Raw genomic sequence first — 15903 nt, 5'->3', positions numbered from 1 at the left:
CGCCGCTCTGCACACAGCTTCGTGCGTGGACCATCCCGTTTGAGCGACCGCGAACAGGTTTTCCCAGGAACGACATCCCTTTCGCAGTGCGCGGAGCAAAGCCCGCCTCACGCTCAGAAATCTGCAGCCAGTGACGCCATGGCCGTGAAAGCCGAACCGACGACAAAAACCGGGCTGGACGCCCCCACCTTGTTACCGAAGATACCCGTGCGTGGTTGGGCGCTGATACCGAACCCGCCCAGACCCGAAAGATAGTTTGCCCCACCCAGATTGATCAGGTTCAGCATGGCGCGCGGATGAACACGTGTCCCGAGATCAGGCAGTTTGCGCCCCATGGAGAGGTCGGCTGTGACGAAAGCAGGAATGCTCTGGTCATTCATGAGTGTAGAGGACTGGGAGTCCTGATAGCGCAGATTGAAATTGCCGAACCAGAGACTGTCATCATAGGTCAGGCCAATGGCTCCGGTATATTTCGGCGCGCCGGGAGCCGATTTTCCCCTGGTCGGTAGATAATCGTTCCCCGCACTGACATTATTGCCGAGCCGCGTGCGCAGATACTGGCCCGACAAGTAGACGCTCAGATGATGCGAGGGACGCGTGGCCAGTTCGGCCTGGATGCCCCAGGCTTCCTCACCTCCTGCGGCAATCTGACTACTGACCAGAATTGTGCTCCCCGGCTGATACGCCAGGCTGCTGATCTGGTGATTGGTCAGATTATAATGGAAACCGGCGACAGAAACCGAAATGCGGGCATGATGTCGATAGCCCAGTTCCTCACCTATGAAATATTCCGGCTGCAGAGTATTGGGTGGGATGGTGGTCGGGCTGGGTGACGTATTGCCGAAGGCCGGAACATAGGCGGAGTAGCCAGCGGGCAGACGATAGGATGTCGTCGCATTCAGATAGAGTTGATCCTTGCGCGTGATCTGATAACTGGCCAGAAATTGCGGCGTCGGAATGAAGTTATTGGGGGACACCTTATAGGGAGACGCTCCTGGTACATTCTGCGAGGTCATGCGTGAGACCATGGTGGCCTTGAACCCAGCGTCAAAATTCAGGCGATCAGCCAGGAAGCTGAGCTTGTCGTCAAACCCGAGTGCGTTGAGCTGCTGCGTCTGGTTGATGTCATAACCCGTGAGCAGACGCCCATTCGCCGTGAGCGGGTCTTTCCACGTCACCGAGCCATCATCACCCACCGCGAAGCGATCCTGACGCTCTTGATGATCGGCGTAGGAATAGAAGTAAAAAAAGGTGAGCGTGTTGTGTCGCGTCTTCCAGTCGAGAGACGCAGTCACACCCGAACTGCGCTGCTCCCAGGGGTGAACGCTCTGCACCAGAAGCGTACGGTTCTGACCCTGATAGCCATCCAGATAGTCGTAGCGCTGTGTGCCGATATAGCCATTGGCCGTCGGTACCGCCATGCCGTAATTATTCGGCCCCATCTGGCTGATCCCGTAGAGGGTGACATGCAGGAACCAGTGACCGCCAAGACGAAAATCATTGCGGATCGTGCCGAAGGCGACGTTGGTGAAGCGCTCATTGAGCTTGTAATAGGTATAGCTGCCGGGCGTGTAGGGCGCCGTGTAATTGAAGCCCGTTCCGTATTGTTGCCATTGTGCGAGATTGGGATAGCGATAAATGGTCTGTCGGCCCTGATTATAGCCGAAAATCACGTCACTCACATTCCCCTTCGACCAGCGTTTTTCCAGATTGGCGTCGACATGATATCGCGCGACATCGCCGGGGCCACGCCAGAGATTGGCCGAGGAATGGGAGAAGGAAGCATAGGCCCGGACATCACTATGCCCGATTTCGCCCGTATCAAGACGCAGGAATTCCTTTTGCAGGCTATGCGTACCACCCCCTAGAGAGAGCGTGCCGCCTGCCTTGTCGGAAGGGCGCAGCGCTTTCATGCTCACCTGAGCACCATCGGCATTATAAAGAGGCGCTGTCAGATCGACCGAACCTTGCGTCACGCTGATCGAGGCGAGGTTTTCGTTATCGACCATCGCCGCATTCCAGGGCGCGTAGCTGAAGACATCTGCGGCCGGAATACCCTCGAACACGAAGCCGATCTGCGTCTGGTCCAGTCCCCGGATATGCAGGGTTTCAGACTGGGTGCTCAACGGCGATTCATTCCCTGCCTGCACGCCGGGCAGGCTTGCAATCAGGCTGGTCGGGCTCAGCGTTGGGGCCTGCCTGGCAATATAGTCCTGCGTCACTTCGCTTGTCGCCCGAGGGCTGGTCTGGGTCTTCATCAACCCGCCGCCTATAACCCTGCGTTTCTCGCGAATACTGATCCGCTCGAGACGTTTCTCACGCGCCACAGGGGCGCTGATGGATTTTCGCGGGGCAACCATATGGTCGTTTCTGGCGGCCACTGCCGGGAATTCCCCCAAAAGCGCGAGGGCAGGAATCAGAAGAGAAAGCCCGCTTCTTATCGTCGATTGCTTCAACTGAACAACTCCGTCATCGCCGCATTCCCTGCGATGGCTTTCGCGAAGCTTTCTGACTCTCAGCGAGCCATAAGAGGCGGACCATCCCTGTCGAGCGGTGTTCGCGCGCTTTTACACAGGCACAGCGACGCAGGTTGTGATTGATCCGTGGATTATTTGTTTCGCGTTCAATTCAATCGGGTGAACTATTTATGAATCATGGATTTCGTCTGGTGAATTCCAGATGGATGTTCTTTGATCCGGCCCATTACTCAAGCCCTTTCAGGATTGCGCGATGAAACTTCAAAGCCTGTTCACCATGACCTCGCTGGCAGGACTCATATTCCTTTCCCTGCCCCATGCGCGTGCTCAGAATGCGGCCATGGATGACAGCGTGCATCTCAACCAGATTCAGGTGATCGGCACACACAACTCCTATCGGCGCGACATCTCACCGGTAACGCTGCAATGGCTCACCAAGCTGTCGCCCCAGGCAGCCATCGCGCTTGATTATCACCATGACACGCTGACGGCACAGCTCGATCACGGGGTACGCCAGCTCGAGATCGATATCTACGCCGACACCCAGGGCGGGCGCTACGCCCACCCCAAGGGACCGGAATGGGAGCGTAAGGCAGGTCTTACCCCCGATGCCGACCCCACAGCTCCCGAAGCCATGCAGGGTACGGATTTCAAGGTGATGCATATCGTCGATATCGATCAGAGGTCGAGCTGCCAGCCTCTCAGATCCTGTCTGGAGCAGGTCAAGGCATGGTCCGACGCGCATCCGGGCCATGTACCGGTTTTCATCGATCTCGAGACCAAGCAGGATATTCCGTTTGGTGGCGGAAAAATCGATTTTACCAAGCCTGAAGTCTTCACACCTGCCACCTATGACCGCCTCGATGCGGAACTGGTTGCCGTCTTCGGTCGCGCAGCGCTGATCACACCGGACGATGTGCGTGGCAATGCTCCGACTCTCGATGACGGGGTGCGCAGCCATGGCTGGCCCAGCCTCGCCCAGGCCCGAGGCAAGATCGTGTTCGTGTTCGACCGGCCGCATGATACGGCGCGCTACGTCAAGGGCCATCCTGCCCTGCGCAATCGAATCGTGTTTACCAATGCCCGCCCGGGCGATCCGGATTGTGGATTTACGGAAGTCAATGAGGGCTTTATCGGCGCCAAGGGAAATGGCAGCGATGCTGTAGACAACAAGGCCGCTGCGACCACGATTCCGGCACTGGTGAAACGCGGCTATCTGGTACGGACACGGGCCGATGCAAATACGATCGAGGCAAGGCAGAATGCGCTTGATCGCCGGGACGTCGCGTTCGAATCCGGCGCCCATCTGATCAGCACGGATTACCCGGCTTTCGAACCTGCCCCATGGCACGGTTACTCGGTCGGCTTCGGCAAGGGGCTCGTCGCCCGATGTAACCCGATCAACGCCCCGGCTTCTTGTCGCGATATGCTTCTGGAGCCCTCCCACACCTGAATTACAAGCTGGGCCCCGTCGTGCGGAAGAGCGGGCGCGAAGGGAGTCCGGCAAGAAAAATGAAAAAAAACAGCACCGCCCTGTTGCCAAAGGTGAGGGAGACTGGTAGTTCCCCCTTCACCGAAGACGAGGACGTTACGACCTTCTCCGAAGCGGTTGCTGAAGCAGAAAATGCTTCATGCGGGTGTAGCTCAGTTGGTTAGAGCGCCGGCCTGTCACGCCGGAGGTCGCGGGTTCGAGCCCCGTCACTCGCGCCATTTTATTCCGAGAAAAATATAACCGTCGCATGTCGTCACCTCTGGTGGCGTTTTTTGCTGGCCTCCCGGAAGCGCGCTCTCCTTTGAGGGAAAGAGCGCTCCCTTGTGGCGCCCCTCACCCCGCCAGATAGGCGTCGAGCACGATATCGGTAGGGCCATCCATACGAATCCTGCCGTTATCAAGCCAGATCAGGCGCGTGCACCACCGGCGCATGATATCGGGCTGATGTGAGGACATGATCAGCGCATCCGATTCCTGCACCAGAGCCTCGATACGCGCCTTGGCCTTGGCGAGAAAGGTGATATCGCCCGCCATGAACCATTCATCCATCAGCAACACATCGGGCGTGATTGCGGTCGCGAGGCCGAAGGCCAGTCGCACGAGCATGCCGCTGCTATAAGTCTTGACTGGCATGGCAATGAAATCACCAAGCTCGGCAAATTCGGCAACATTTTCGAGAATACGGGCCGTACCGGCCTTGCCCATCCCATGAAACAGACAACGCAGGCGGACATTCTCGATGCCCGTCAACTCCATGTTCATCCCAAGCTGGGTGTCGAGCAGCGTGCCAATCGAGCCCCGTATGCGCACACGCCCTGATACGGGCTCATATATACCAGCCAGAGCGCGCAACAGCGTGGTCTTGCCCGCACCGTTCCCCCCGACCAGTCCGAGCCTTTCGCCACTCTCGAGTGAAAAGCTGATATCACGCAACACATCCACGGTGACGCGATGACGCGAATCCTCGACAAGGGCGCTCCCCGCACGATGGCTGGAACGTGTCGCGAGCGTCCTGGCCATGGAGCGTTTGAGCGTGCGATTCTCGGCGTGATAGACCGGAAAATGAAGACAGAGGCGATCGACGGAAACTCTGGTCATGATCAAACCCAATAAGCGATACGGGCGCGGAAACGGGCAAAGACAAGCATCGCGAAGACGATGAGGACTGCACTATGAGCAAGTGCCGCCTCCCAGATCAGCAGGGCGGGCATTTCGCCCAGCAACGGCGCCCGGACGATGGCCAGAAGCGGATAGAACGGATTGATCAGCATCCATCCGGCCAGCGTTCCAACCAGTTCGGGACGCCAGATGATGGGCGTGACAAAGAAGAACACCTGAAGCAGGGACATGACGATAGGCGGAATATCGCGAAACCGGGCGCCCAGCAGGCCGAGGCAGAGCAGGATCGCAACGCTGTCCACGATCCACAGCGCAAGGGCGGGCAGCACCGTCCAGAGATGATGCGGCACGACATGGAAGATGGCGAAAACCGCGATCACCACCACCGCATTATGCGCAAGGACGAGCAGATTGCGGGTGATTGCCTGAAGCGCAAAGAGGCTGAACGGCATGCGGGCGGACTGGATGAGACGGGACTCATTGGCAAAGACCGTGGTGCTCTCGCCGATGAGGGTCGAGATATATCCCCAGAGCACCAGCGATAGGGCTAGAAAAGGCAGATAATCCTTGATCACCATATTGAAAAGCTCGGCATAGAGAACGCCGAGCGCAGCGACCATGACCGCCGTGGAAATGGTGAGCCAGAACGGGCCGAGCATCGAGCCTCGGTAGCGCATCTTGATGTCGAGCCAGCCCAGGGTAAGCGCGAGTGGCAAGAGCCGTATTCCGACCGAGAGATCGGCCAGGGCGGCCTTGAAACGCCCGATCCCCACATGTGGATACAGATCGAGAACCCCGTCTCGGCTGCTTCTCCTGGCGTGGCTTGTCATCCTGCTTCTCGCTCTTCGCTTGATCTTGGCCAAAGCTCTAGCCTGTCGAGCACGCCCCTCCAAGAGCCCCCGGCTCAGGGGAACCGTTCAGCACGCAAAAAACATCCTCGGACCGATCGATGGATTTGACGCAGGCATTGCGTGTAGAGTGCGCGCCCCGACGGCAGGCTGGAAAGCACAAATGAACGGCGCCGATTACTTCATGCTTGTGTTCGTATCCGGAGGCTACGCGATCGGTCCGCTTTTTGCCGCTCTGCTGGTGCACAAGATATCACGGTCCAGTCTCTTCGATCCCCCGGAGAAGTAGTGGCTCTCAGGGCCGCCAGACAGCCCCCTGTCGGGCAATGGTGAACGCATACCCTTCGTCATTACCGGCGCGCAGCTCTTCCCCGATGAGCGCCTCAGCGCTCTTGCCCTCGCTCAGACGCGGCTTGATATGTGCGACGAGTATGGGAAAGCCGCGCATCGACACCCCGGCGCTGGCGCGCAATGCGACAAGTTCTGCCAATAGCCAGCGTGGTGTCAGATGACCATAGAGCTGCGTATCGGGCCGGGAATTGTCGTAGGAGCATTCAATGATGATCCCGCGCAGCCTGTGGGTGCGGATGAGAGGCGCCACATGCGACCACAGGGCTTCGAGCCTGTGCCCTGCCTCGAGCGCGTCAGGGCCGGTATCACCCAGATAGAGCAGAGCATCCTGGCCTGAATGGAGCAGGAAGGCCGTCGATTCCACGCCCCCATGGCTCAAGGGGTAGGCCTCGACACTCAGAGCGGTATGGGCCAGAGCCATGGACTGGCCGGGTATCAGATCATGATAATGGAGCAACCCCAGTGCCGGCTTGACCCCGCGATCGCCCAGATTGGGCCAGACACGATGATTGAACAGATCCTCCTGCAGGACAGCGTTCACAGAAGGCAAGGCATAGAGCGGCTTACCCGGATCATCCGGCGAGATGGCCACGAGCCCAGCGACATGGTCGAGATGGGCATGGCTGAGCAGATAGCCCTGGATCACCTGATGGACGATTCGGCCCGAGCGGGCATAGCCTAGCGTGCCCGCCCCGGCAATGGACACGAAAGCGTGGGCCTGATCGGCTTTGTCCACGCCATTCAGAACCGTACCAGCGTCAAGGAGCACGCCCGTTTGCGCTCCCTCCTCGCGCAGGAGATAGGCACTGAGATTTCCGTCATCGAGCCCGCCATGCGCGCCCAGAATGGTCACATCGAAAGCCTTCGCCATGGCCGGAGAGGACGCCGCCAATCCAAGAGCCAGCAAACCGGTCAACAGCCAGGAAGATTTCATTCGGGTAATCACGGGGTCTCTCCTCCTGCTGGGCGCAATCCATGCTGCCAACGGGCGTATCGGCAACCTTCTCCAAGGGCAAGACGTGCCCTTGCCCGGTCAGTGTATTTGCCCGCATGCTGGTACCTCCGTGTCTGATATGCTTGGCGTTTTTTGTCACGGGCAGACGATCATCCGGCAATCATGCTGACAGACAGGAAGGTGTACTATGCCCCGGTCCCCTATTCTGCGCCCTCGACGACCTGCCTTACTGGTGATCGCGATGGCCGCGCTCGGTCTTATTGCCGGCTGCGACACCCCGTCTCCCGATAAGGGGTGCGAGATCGGCACGATCGGCCGGATGCCTCTTTATTCCCTGCATAACGTTCCCGTGGTCAGGGCCAGCCTGAATCACCACCCTGTCCTGTTCGAGGTCGATACGGGCGCCTTCAACAGCGTATTGAGCGACCGCTATATCGACATGCTGGGTCTCACACTCGCGTCGGGCTATGTCCGGGTGACGGGTGCCAAAGGGACTGAATTCCAGAACGTGACGCAGGTAGACGATATCGGCTTAGGGGGGGCCACGAATACCAATCACGGTTTTGCGGTCACATCCTCTGTCTTCGCCACCCTCCGTCCACCGCTTCCCCCCCTTGTCGGGTTGCTGGGGGCAGAGATTCTCCTGGCCAGCGATCTCGTGATGGACATGCCCCATCACGAGATGCAGCTTCTGGACATGAGACGCTGCCCCTTGCCTGCACCGCTCTGGAAAGGCCCCCTTCATCGCGTGGGGATTACCAGCGATCTCGACACGATGAAAATTGGGCTGACCATCTCCATCGATGGGAGCAAGCCGATCAAGGCAGTACTGGATACAGGGGCCTCCCGGACAATCCTGCCCCTGCGTTTTGCACGCAGGCTGGGTGTGACGGATGCCATGCTCGCGCAGGATCGTTCCGATACGCAGTTCAAGGCCATTGGCAGTGACAAGGTCACGGCCTGGCATCATCGTTTCAAATCCCTGACCTTGGGCGATTTCACGATTTACGATCCGGAAGTCTTCATCCTCAGTAGCGATGACCTCGATTACGCCCTCTTCGGCGCAGATTTCCTCAAAGAGCATCGTCTCTGGGTCACCACCAGAGGGGAGATGTATGTCCAGCATATCTCGGAAATACCGAAGGAGACGCCGACATTGCCGCAGTAGAGCACCGGAGACGCGAAAATTTGGTATTTTTCGCTTGCATCGGGCGCAGTGCTCGCCGACATCCGAGGCATGTCTTACGCCGTGAAGGAAATTTTCGCGACACTTCAGGGGGAGGGTGCCCATGCCGGGCGCGCCTCCGTCTTTTGTCGCTTTGCCGGATGCAACCTGTGGTCCGGGCGCGAGGAGGACCGCCACAGAGCGGCCTGCCAGTTCTGCGACACCGATTTCGTAGGGACCGATGGCATTGGAGGGGGACGCTTTGCCGATGCCGCCGCCCTGACTGCAAGGCTGCTCGCCTGCTGGAAAGAGCAGGCTGGTGAGGCTGCGGGACGCTATGTCGTCTTCACTGGGGGCGAGCCCCTGTTACAGATTGATCCTCCCCTGATAACCGCCATGCATGAGGCAGGTTTCGAGATCGCTATCGAGAGCAACGGCACGATCGCGGTGCCGGAGGGAATCGACTGGATCTGCGTCAGCCCGAAGCCACAGAGCAGGCTGATTCAGTGTCGCGGTCAGGAACTGAAACTGGTCTATCCGCAGGAAGCCCTGCCACCGGCGCTGTTTGAGAGCTGGGATTTTGATCATTTCTGGCTGCAACCGATGGATGGGCCGGATCGTATCGCCAATACCGAGAAAGCGGTCGCCTATTGTCTGTCGCATCCGCGCTGGCGCCTGTCGCTGCAAACCCACAAGCTGATCGGGATCCCCTGATGCCCTCCGATGATACGGCGATCGTCCTGTTTTCCGGCGGTCAGGACTCTGCAACCTGTCTGGCCTGGGCCCTGAACCGCTATGCCCATGTCGAAACACTGGGCTTCGCCTATGGGCAGCGACACGCGATCGAACTCGAATGCCGAGAAACCCTGCGTCGCGCCATGATCTCGGCGCGTCCTGACTGGCAGGACCGTCTGGGCGAGGACCATACGCTCGATCTGTCGGTTCTGGGCCAGATCTCGGACACCGCGCTCACCCGAGAAGCGGCCATCGAGATGAACGAGAACGGGCTACCCTCCACTTTCGTTCCGGGCCGTAATCTGCTCTTCCTGAGCTTTGCCGCCACGCTCGCCGTTCGCCGTAATGCCCGTCACATCGTGACCGGCGTGTGCGAGACCGATTATTCGGGTTATCCCGATTGCCGGGACGATACGATCAAGGCGTTGCAGGTTGCGCTCAATCTGGGCATGGAAACCCGTCTCGTCCTGCATACCCCGCTGATGTGGCTCGACAAGGCTGAAACCTGGAGACTCGCAGAGCGGATTGGAGGCAGTGCGCTCGTGAAGCTCATCAATCGAGAGAGCCATAGCTGCTATCTGGGGGACCGCACACATCTTCATGAGTGGGGCTATGGGTGTGGTGCCTGCCCTGCCTGCGATCTGCGCGCCAAGGGATGGTCGAGCTATGTCAGCACCTGAACTCAGTTTCACACGCCGCTTCAGTATGGGTCATCGCCTGATCGATGGCAGCTCGGAACGCTGCGCAATCCCTCATGGGCATAACGAGTTCGTCACTGTCACCTTGCAGGCGCGGCTTCCACATCGCCTTGATGGCGGGCGCAATATGGTAGTCCCTTTCGCCGAGGCCAAGGTGCGCTGGCACGCATTCGTGGATACCCGCCTCGATCACGCATTTCAGATTTCTGCTGCGGACCCGCTTCTTGACTGGTTTCGCGATCATGAGCCTCATCGGCTCGACCGTCTGGTCGTCACACCGGGCGATCCCACCACCGAACTGTTGGCCGCGCTGCTCTACGCCAAATTGGAGGCTTTTCTGATCGCGGATGGCGACATGTTACGCTGCACCAGCCTGACATTGCAGGAGACGCCCACCAACACGGTGATTCTGCGCGATGGTCCTGACGCCTGCTTGCCGCTCATGCCAAAAGCACCCAGCGAGTATTGGTGGCACCGCGCCGATCATACGATCTCAGATCTGGGCGTTTCGCGCTGATGTCCACGTGATAGCGCTCTCTCCTGGCATGACCGCCAGGGAGGCCATTATCAATGCTTCTGGGACCATTCCTGGCCGAGAAGCTGGACATGAACGCGGAATTCACCGTGGTGGTCTGTCTTCACGTCACGAGGGGGGGGCGGCGACACCTTTGCGGCCTCGTTCTCGGTGAGGATTTCACTCCGGGGGGAAGTCGAATTATTGCTCATGACCTTCTCCTTTCCTGCAAAACAACAAAGGAACATGGCCTCAATCTGGCAACGTCATGAAAGAATGAGGCATGACTCCAGGCGTGTTCCGTATGGTTCTGAAACGTGCCGCACACCGATTGGTTCACCTGCTCATCTGGCGATTACAAATATTACCTCACCTTTGGGGTATTCACTGTGAGCAGTCTCAAATGAAGCCAGGTTCTGTAGCAGAAGAAAGAGTTGAGTGATTCCATGCGTCTACGTGTTATTGATCTCGAAACGACAGGCGCGCACCCCGCTGCTTCCGAAGTTATCGAATTCGGGTCGGTCGATCTGGTCCTGCAGGATGATCAATGGCGCGTCGAGCCCATCCATACCCGGCTCTTCCGCCCCAGAGCGACGCTCTCGCCCGAGACCCAGGCGGTACATCATCTTATGGACGAGGATTTCAGTCCTGACATGCCTCATGCAGACCCTGAAATCCTGCAAGCAGAAGTAAGACGGGCTCCGCTCCCCGACATGCTCGCCGCCCATCACATCGCCTTCGAACGCCATTTTCTGACTGACGAGATCACTGGTGGCCTTCCCTGGCTTTGCACCCTGCGTATCGGTCAGAAGCTCTGGCCGGAAGCGCCGCGCCATACGAATCAGATCTTGCGTTACTGGCTGGCCCTGGATCTCGACAGAAAGCTGGCCTCCCCGGCCCATCGGGCCGGTCCCGACGCCTATGTCACGGCACATATCCTCAGGCGCCAGCTCGCTCTCTCCCCCCCCCAGGACCTTCTACAGTTGACCCAGGCGCGCCACATCCGGCGCGGCACAGCACTCAGAGCAGGCCGGGACCTGCGCCGGGACGTGCATCGTCAGGAGCAGCTTTTCCGCTAGCGTGGCAGGGCATCAGCGACGGAGCGAGTTGCGCGCCTCGCCCGCCAGCCACGCGGGCAGCGCCTCAGGCAGCGCTTCGACGCGGGCCGGCTGCCCTGAGGCGAATGCCAAGAACAGCATAATTCCCCCCCTCACGCGCGCCAAGCGGCAGGAGGGCATTGCCCCCCGTCCAGCGAACGGAGCCGTCTTCCAGACCGTGCCAGCCCTCAAGCGCGACATCCTGCAGATGTGCGTCGATACGACGGGTCGCGGCGCTGTCCCAGAGATGGATGTCGCCCACCAGCACACCGAGATCGCGACGATCATCGATGAACGGCCCCTCAATCTGCGAGGGACTGGCGGCGCGCGATCTGAGCCGCACCTCTTCGAGCAGGGGCGGAACCTGGAAGATCATCATATCCGCTGTCCGACGGGACGGATGAATGATTTGCCCATCGGGAGCCACCAGATGCAGATCGGTTTCGCCATCGGGTATCAGCTCCTCAGGTGGTGAGAGTCGGTCGGAACCGACCGCCCCCCCCTGCTCTGCCAGCATCCGGTGGAGAGGCTCCACGAAAGCACGCTCGACACAGAGCGGTGCAGCGCGTGACATGGCGCACGAGGTTTCAGCCATCGCAGTGCCACTGGCAAAGTCCACGTCTGACAGACGCTGCGTGTCGAACAGCGTTTCGGTTTCCATGTTGTTCGACCAGAGGATCGCATGATCCTGGGTGCGCAGATGATAGATCATGAAGCGCGACTGGCTGCGATCATAGGCAATGCTGCCGCCATTCACGAGCATGCGTGCTGGTACGAGGCGGCCACCAATATGGATGCAGTGCTCAGGAGTGATGAACAGATCACGATCGGGCAGCCCCGCCCCGAGCGCATTGGCCCGGAACCGCACAGGGTAGCCCGCTCTATCATCGCTGCGCGAGGGATCGACCACGATCTCGGCGGAACCGACCCAGGTGATTTTGCGAATGACCGGTCCATCCTCGCCCATGACGCAGAGCTCGTCACCGGGCTGCAACGTTTCGACCGCTTTTTCACCACAGGGTGTGCGGATCATCGTCCCGGCAAGGAAGCACCTGTCATAAATCAGGTTGGTGCTGCCGTCGCTATCGGCCTCAAGATGGAAATCGCCTGCCTTGTAGCTGCCTGTCAGTGGCGTTGACCAGGTTGTTCCATCCGTATGGGTCACGGTCAGGATGCCATTGCTGACGGTGATCCGCCCGCCCGGCTTGTAGGAGAGTCCCTCGATATCGATACGACCGCGCCAGCCGACGCTCACATTGTTCAGCACCGCGCCCGGCGTTACGATAAGCGTTCCGGCAGGGCCGGAAGAGCTTGTGGCGCCAATGATAGCGAGATTGGTGATCGTCGCACCGGAAGCAACAATCATCGACCCCCCAGCGGAGATGACAGCATTCTGCACGCTGCCTCCCCCCTGAACGGTTTGACTTCCTCCCGACAGGATCGTTGCCCCACTGACGACACCGCCAGACTGCACCTGCTCGGACCCACCGGAAGAGATTGTGGCACCGCTGACGACGCCGCCAGACTGCACCTGCTCGGACCCACCGGAAGAGATTGTGGCACCGCTGACGACGCCGCCAGACCCCGTAATGGCCACGGCATTGGCCATCACGACCTGATTGACAATCACCCCGCCTGCCAGTGCCTGGGCCGTGCCTCCGGCGCCAACGCTGACCGTCAGCGCGGTACCGCCCCGCGCCGCGACGACAGTGCCGCCAGCCGAGACGACGGAATTCGAGGCGAGCCCCCCGGAGATCAACTGCACGCCTGCGCTGAAGATGCTCCGCAACGCGACGCCCCCCGCCGAGACGATCTGTGTACCGCCGATGATGCTCCCGCTATCCGTACCGCCACTGGCGAGCTGCTCTGTCGAACCCACGTCGAATGTTCCGCCCGAGATCACGCCCGATCCGGAAAAGCTCTGCCCCTTGACCGTAAAACCACCCCCGACGATCGCCTGACCGCCATTCATGACATGGGGCGCGATTGCACGCGCCGGATCACCCTGATAGCCGGACAAATTGCCCACAGCGATCCCGGCGCGCGAGGTCACGGTAGCGCTCACGACCACACCCTGGTTCAGGGCGGCAAAGGATCCGCTCTCATACGCCGTCCCGCCATAGGTCGTCCCATTGGCCGCTGCGGCGATCACTCCGCCCGAAAGTGCCGTCGCCGCCGAGATGACGCCGCCCGAAGCCAGATCCACGGCCGGATGATCCGTACCGCCATTGAGCCCATAGACCACATCACCGGTCGCAGTCTGGCCAGCGCCCACATAGCGGGTCGATCCATTGGTGACGGTCGTGCGATAGGCTGAACGGCTGATAGCCAAGATCTTACCTCTGCGATAGTTGCGAATACTTGCTCTGGACTTGGCGCCGATTCCTCATGAAACGGAGCTCAGGCGCACAACGCGGCCTGATATAGAAATGTTGCGCAACAACGCAAGGGGTTGCACCGATTGCATAGGGATGCATAAATTATTTATTTTTCGAATAAACTTATTATATGGGCAAAACCTGTCAGAGATATAGACGTGATTTAACTAACCGTCCCTGAACCCCGACGACCCATTACCCCGTCCAGAGACACTGATCAGGTAATTTATCGTCAATCTACCGCAAGGATACTTTATACTTACTTTATTTCCGCTAACGTCGCCTATGAGGCCTTCTGAATATCCGCTCTCATGCATTCCATTTCCACTGCGCGCAGGATGCGGCGTCTTATTATGCCGCTGACAGGCCGTATCAGCAGCCAGTAAAGCGTCATCTTGCGCCGGTCCCGCGGATCAGGACAGGAGATTTCTGTCCTGGTCACGAGCCGCGTAACCCCATCCGACGCAGGCTGTGTCGCAAACGTCAGAAGCAGACGGCAGGCCCTGCCATCGGCCTCCCAAAATGCCTTGGCCGTGCGCTCAGTCGATGCCAGCCCATACCCGGCCTGCCAGAAACGCCCGACAAGGCCGTAACCTACCCAGTGATTGTCGATACGGCCGAGAGGAGTGAAGCTCTCCATACCAAAACGGTGAGCGTTCTTCCCCCCTGTCAGACGTCCAGGCAAATCGCGCAGGGTCAGGCAGGTTCGGATGAAAGCATCGTCCTCGGTGCGGAAGCGTTCGACGGCGTCGAGACAGCGCTGGGGCCCGGACGCGATCATACGCTCATGGCATTCGCTGAAATCTGCACGAGGCAGACCCCGAACCAGACCAACTGAAAATGTGCCTTTCTCTGGCGCTGTCACGATCCTGTTTCTCCCCCCTGCCCATCGGCGCGAAGCGAGACTACGATCAGAATCACCGTCTTGGGAAAGAAGAACCAGTAAAATGACCCGGCTAATCGGAAAAACGGCTCTCATCACGGGCGCGGCACGGGGTATCGGCCTTGCCATTGCACGACACTTCATCCGTGAAGGATGCAGGGTGCTCTTGTCCGATCTTGACCATGAAACAGGGCAAGCTGCGGCCGATATCCTTTCCTGCCGGTTTGTCCCGCTCGATGTCCGCAACGAGGCTGAGTGGCTCGCGCTCGAGGCAGCGGATGAAAAATCGGGGGCGATCCCGGACATCGTGGTGAATAATGCGGGGATTACGGGGTTTGAAAATGACATTGTCCCCCATGACCCGGAACATGCCAGCCTTGCTGACTGGCGCGCCGTTCATCAGACAAATCTGGATGGTACGTTTCTCGGCTGTCGCTATGCCCTGCGCCGTATGGGACTGAGAGGGACAGGATCGATCATCAATATCTCCTCCCGCTCAGGGTTGGTCGGCATACCGGGAGCGGCGGCCTATGCCTCCTCGAAGGCAGCCATACGCAATCATACCAAGACCGTGGCTCTTTACGCCGCCCAGAGAAACTGGGCCATACGGTGCAATTCCATCCACCCCGCCGCCATTCTCACCCCAATGTGGGAAGCCATGCTGGGCGACGGTCCCGACCGTGAAACCCGCATGGCAGCTCTCGTGGCGGATACACCGCTCAAGCGCTTCGGCACGGTCGATGAGGTCGCGTCGCTCTGCGTGATGCTGGCCTCGGACGAGGCATGCTACGTGACCGGTTCGGAATTCAATATCGACGGGGGACTTCTGGCAGGGTCTGCCGCCCAGCCGGGTTAGGCCTGGCATACGGCTATTTGATGCTTGTCAGGACTGATCCCTGAAACACATGGTGCCACCCCGCAGGCTAGGCTCAGGACTCATAGCCAGAACAGACGGTAGCGGCGAGACAGATGGCTGAGAAGAAGACGGTCGGGCATCTGTTGTAGCGTGTGGCGATGCGCCTGCAGTCCTTGAGCCGGCCGAACATGATCTCGATACGATTGCGGTGCCGGTATTTGCGTTTGTCGTAGTTCACGGGCGTCGTGCGGGATCTCCGGCCTGGAATGCAAGGTCTGATCCCCTTTTCCTCCAGCCCGTCCCTGAACCAAGCGGCATCATACCCACGATCAGCC

15 protein-coding genes, 1 tRNA gene and 1 pseudogene are annotated in these 15903 nt (G+C 59.3%); 9 read left to right on the top strand and 8 right to left on the bottom strand.

Annotated elements, in window-relative coordinates; all coding sequences use genetic code 11:
- Positions 1-113: 113 nt before the first annotated feature.
- Positions 114-2456, bottom strand: a complete 2343-nt coding sequence (locus C0V97_RS14465; protein WP_233582194.1) for a TonB-dependent receptor — start codon at positions 2454-2456, stop codon at positions 114-116.
- A 274-nt stretch (positions 2457-2730) separates the two neighbouring features.
- On the opposite strand from C0V97_RS14465, the gene C0V97_RS14460 reads away from it, so the two are divergent.
- Together C0V97_RS14460 and C0V97_RS14455 are read left to right on the top strand one after the other, a co-directional pair.
- Positions 2731-3930 carry a phosphatidylinositol-specific phospholipase C1-like protein gene (locus C0V97_RS14460; protein WP_127103285.1) on the top strand — a complete coding sequence of 400 codons (1200 nt, stop codon included), beginning with the start codon at positions 2731-2733 and terminating at the stop codon, positions 3928-3930.
- A 180-nt stretch (positions 3931-4110) separates the two neighbouring features.
- Positions 4111-4187: transfer RNA gene (locus C0V97_RS14455), tRNA-Asp, on the top strand.
- Positions 4188-4302: 115 nt separating this feature from the next.
- Here C0V97_RS14455 and C0V97_RS14450 read toward each other — a convergent pair.
- Positions 4303-5067 (bottom strand): ABC transporter ATP-binding protein, encoded by a 765-nt coding sequence (locus C0V97_RS14450; protein ID WP_127103284.1) that lies wholly within the window; start codon positions 5065-5067, stop codon positions 4303-4305.
- Between the two features lie 2 nt (positions 5068-5069).
- Positions 5070-5918 carry an ABC transporter permease gene (locus C0V97_RS14445; RefSeq protein ID WP_127103283.1) on the bottom strand — a complete coding sequence of 283 codons (849 nt, stop codon included), beginning with the start codon at positions 5916-5918 and terminating at the stop codon, positions 5070-5072.
- A 181-nt stretch (positions 5919-6099) separates the two neighbouring features.
- Between C0V97_RS14445 and C0V97_RS18830 the strand changes: the two genes are divergently transcribed.
- Entirely contained in the window at positions 6100-6225 is a 126-nt protein-coding gene (locus C0V97_RS18830) for a hypothetical protein (protein ID WP_255424187.1), read from the top strand.
- 6 nt (positions 6226-6231) lie between these two features.
- Here C0V97_RS18830 and C0V97_RS14440 read toward each other — a convergent pair whose 3' ends face one another.
- Positions 6232-7221, bottom strand: a complete 990-nt coding sequence (locus C0V97_RS14440; RefSeq protein ID WP_127103282.1) for an MBL fold metallo-hydrolase — start codon at positions 7219-7221, stop codon at positions 6232-6234.
- 208 nt (positions 7222-7429) lie between these two features.
- Here C0V97_RS14440 and C0V97_RS14435 point away from each other — a divergent pair, with 208 nt between their 5' ends.
- From C0V97_RS14435 to C0V97_RS14420, 4 genes are all read left to right on the top strand, one after another.
- Complete coding sequence (locus C0V97_RS14435) at positions 7430-8410, top strand: aspartyl protease family protein (protein ID WP_127103281.1); 981 nt, start codon at positions 7430-7432, stop codon at positions 8408-8410.
- A gap of 69 nt (positions 8411-8479) precedes the next feature.
- Positions 8480-9121: a 7-carboxy-7-deazaguanine synthase gene (gene queE, locus C0V97_RS14430; RefSeq protein WP_127103280.1), complete on the top strand. Its 642-nt coding sequence runs from the start codon at positions 8480-8482 to the stop codon at positions 9119-9121.
- Positions 9121-9822, top strand: a complete 702-nt coding sequence (gene queC, locus C0V97_RS14425; protein WP_127103279.1) for a 7-cyano-7-deazaguanine synthase QueC — start codon at positions 9121-9123, stop codon at positions 9820-9822. Before queE ends, queC begins: the two co-directional genes overlap by 1 nt.
- A complete protein-coding gene (locus tag C0V97_RS14420; RefSeq protein WP_127103278.1) occupies positions 9809-10357 on the top strand; it encodes a 6-carboxytetrahydropterin synthase in 549 nt (182 codons plus the stop codon). Before queC ends, C0V97_RS14420 begins: the two co-directional genes overlap by 14 nt.
- 50 nt (positions 10358-10407) lie before the next feature.
- On the opposite strand, the gene C0V97_RS18420 is transcribed toward C0V97_RS14420, so the two are convergent.
- Entirely contained in the window at positions 10408-10566 is a 159-nt protein-coding gene (locus C0V97_RS18420; protein WP_158625437.1) for a hypothetical protein, read from the bottom strand.
- A 234-nt stretch (positions 10567-10800) separates the two neighbouring features.
- On the opposite strand from C0V97_RS18420, the gene C0V97_RS14415 reads away from it, so the two are divergent.
- A complete protein-coding gene (locus tag C0V97_RS14415) occupies positions 10801-11433 on the top strand; it encodes a 3'-5' exonuclease (RefSeq protein ID WP_127103277.1) in 633 nt (210 codons plus the stop codon).
- Positions 11434-11497: 64 nt separating this feature from the next.
- On the opposite strand, the gene C0V97_RS14410 is transcribed toward C0V97_RS14415, so the two are convergent.
- A complete protein-coding gene (locus C0V97_RS14410) occupies positions 11498-13783 on the bottom strand; it encodes a Hint domain-containing protein (RefSeq protein ID WP_127103276.1) in 2286 nt (761 codons plus the stop codon).
- Positions 13784-14112: 329 nt separating this feature from the next.
- On the bottom strand, positions 14113-14694 hold the full coding sequence (locus tag C0V97_RS14405; protein ID WP_127103275.1) for a hypothetical protein: 582 nt from the start codon (positions 14692-14694) through the stop codon (positions 14113-14115).
- Between the two features lie 82 nt (positions 14695-14776).
- Between C0V97_RS14405 and C0V97_RS14400 the strand changes: the two genes are divergently transcribed.
- Entirely contained in the window at positions 14777-15568 is a 792-nt protein-coding gene (locus C0V97_RS14400; RefSeq protein WP_127103274.1) for an SDR family NAD(P)-dependent oxidoreductase, read from the top strand.
- A gap of 80 nt (positions 15569-15648) precedes the next feature.
- Here the strand turns inward: C0V97_RS14400 and C0V97_RS14395 are convergent.
- Positions 15649-15903 (bottom strand): annotated as a pseudogene (locus C0V97_RS14395) (transposase); the annotation flags it as partial.

It is taken from the genome of Asaia sp. W19, assembly GCF_003994335.1.
In the GTDB taxonomy this organism is placed as follows: Bacteria; Pseudomonadota; Alphaproteobacteria; order Acetobacterales; family Acetobacteraceae; genus Asaia.
This window is presented reverse-complemented; position numbering and strand designations above follow the sequence as displayed.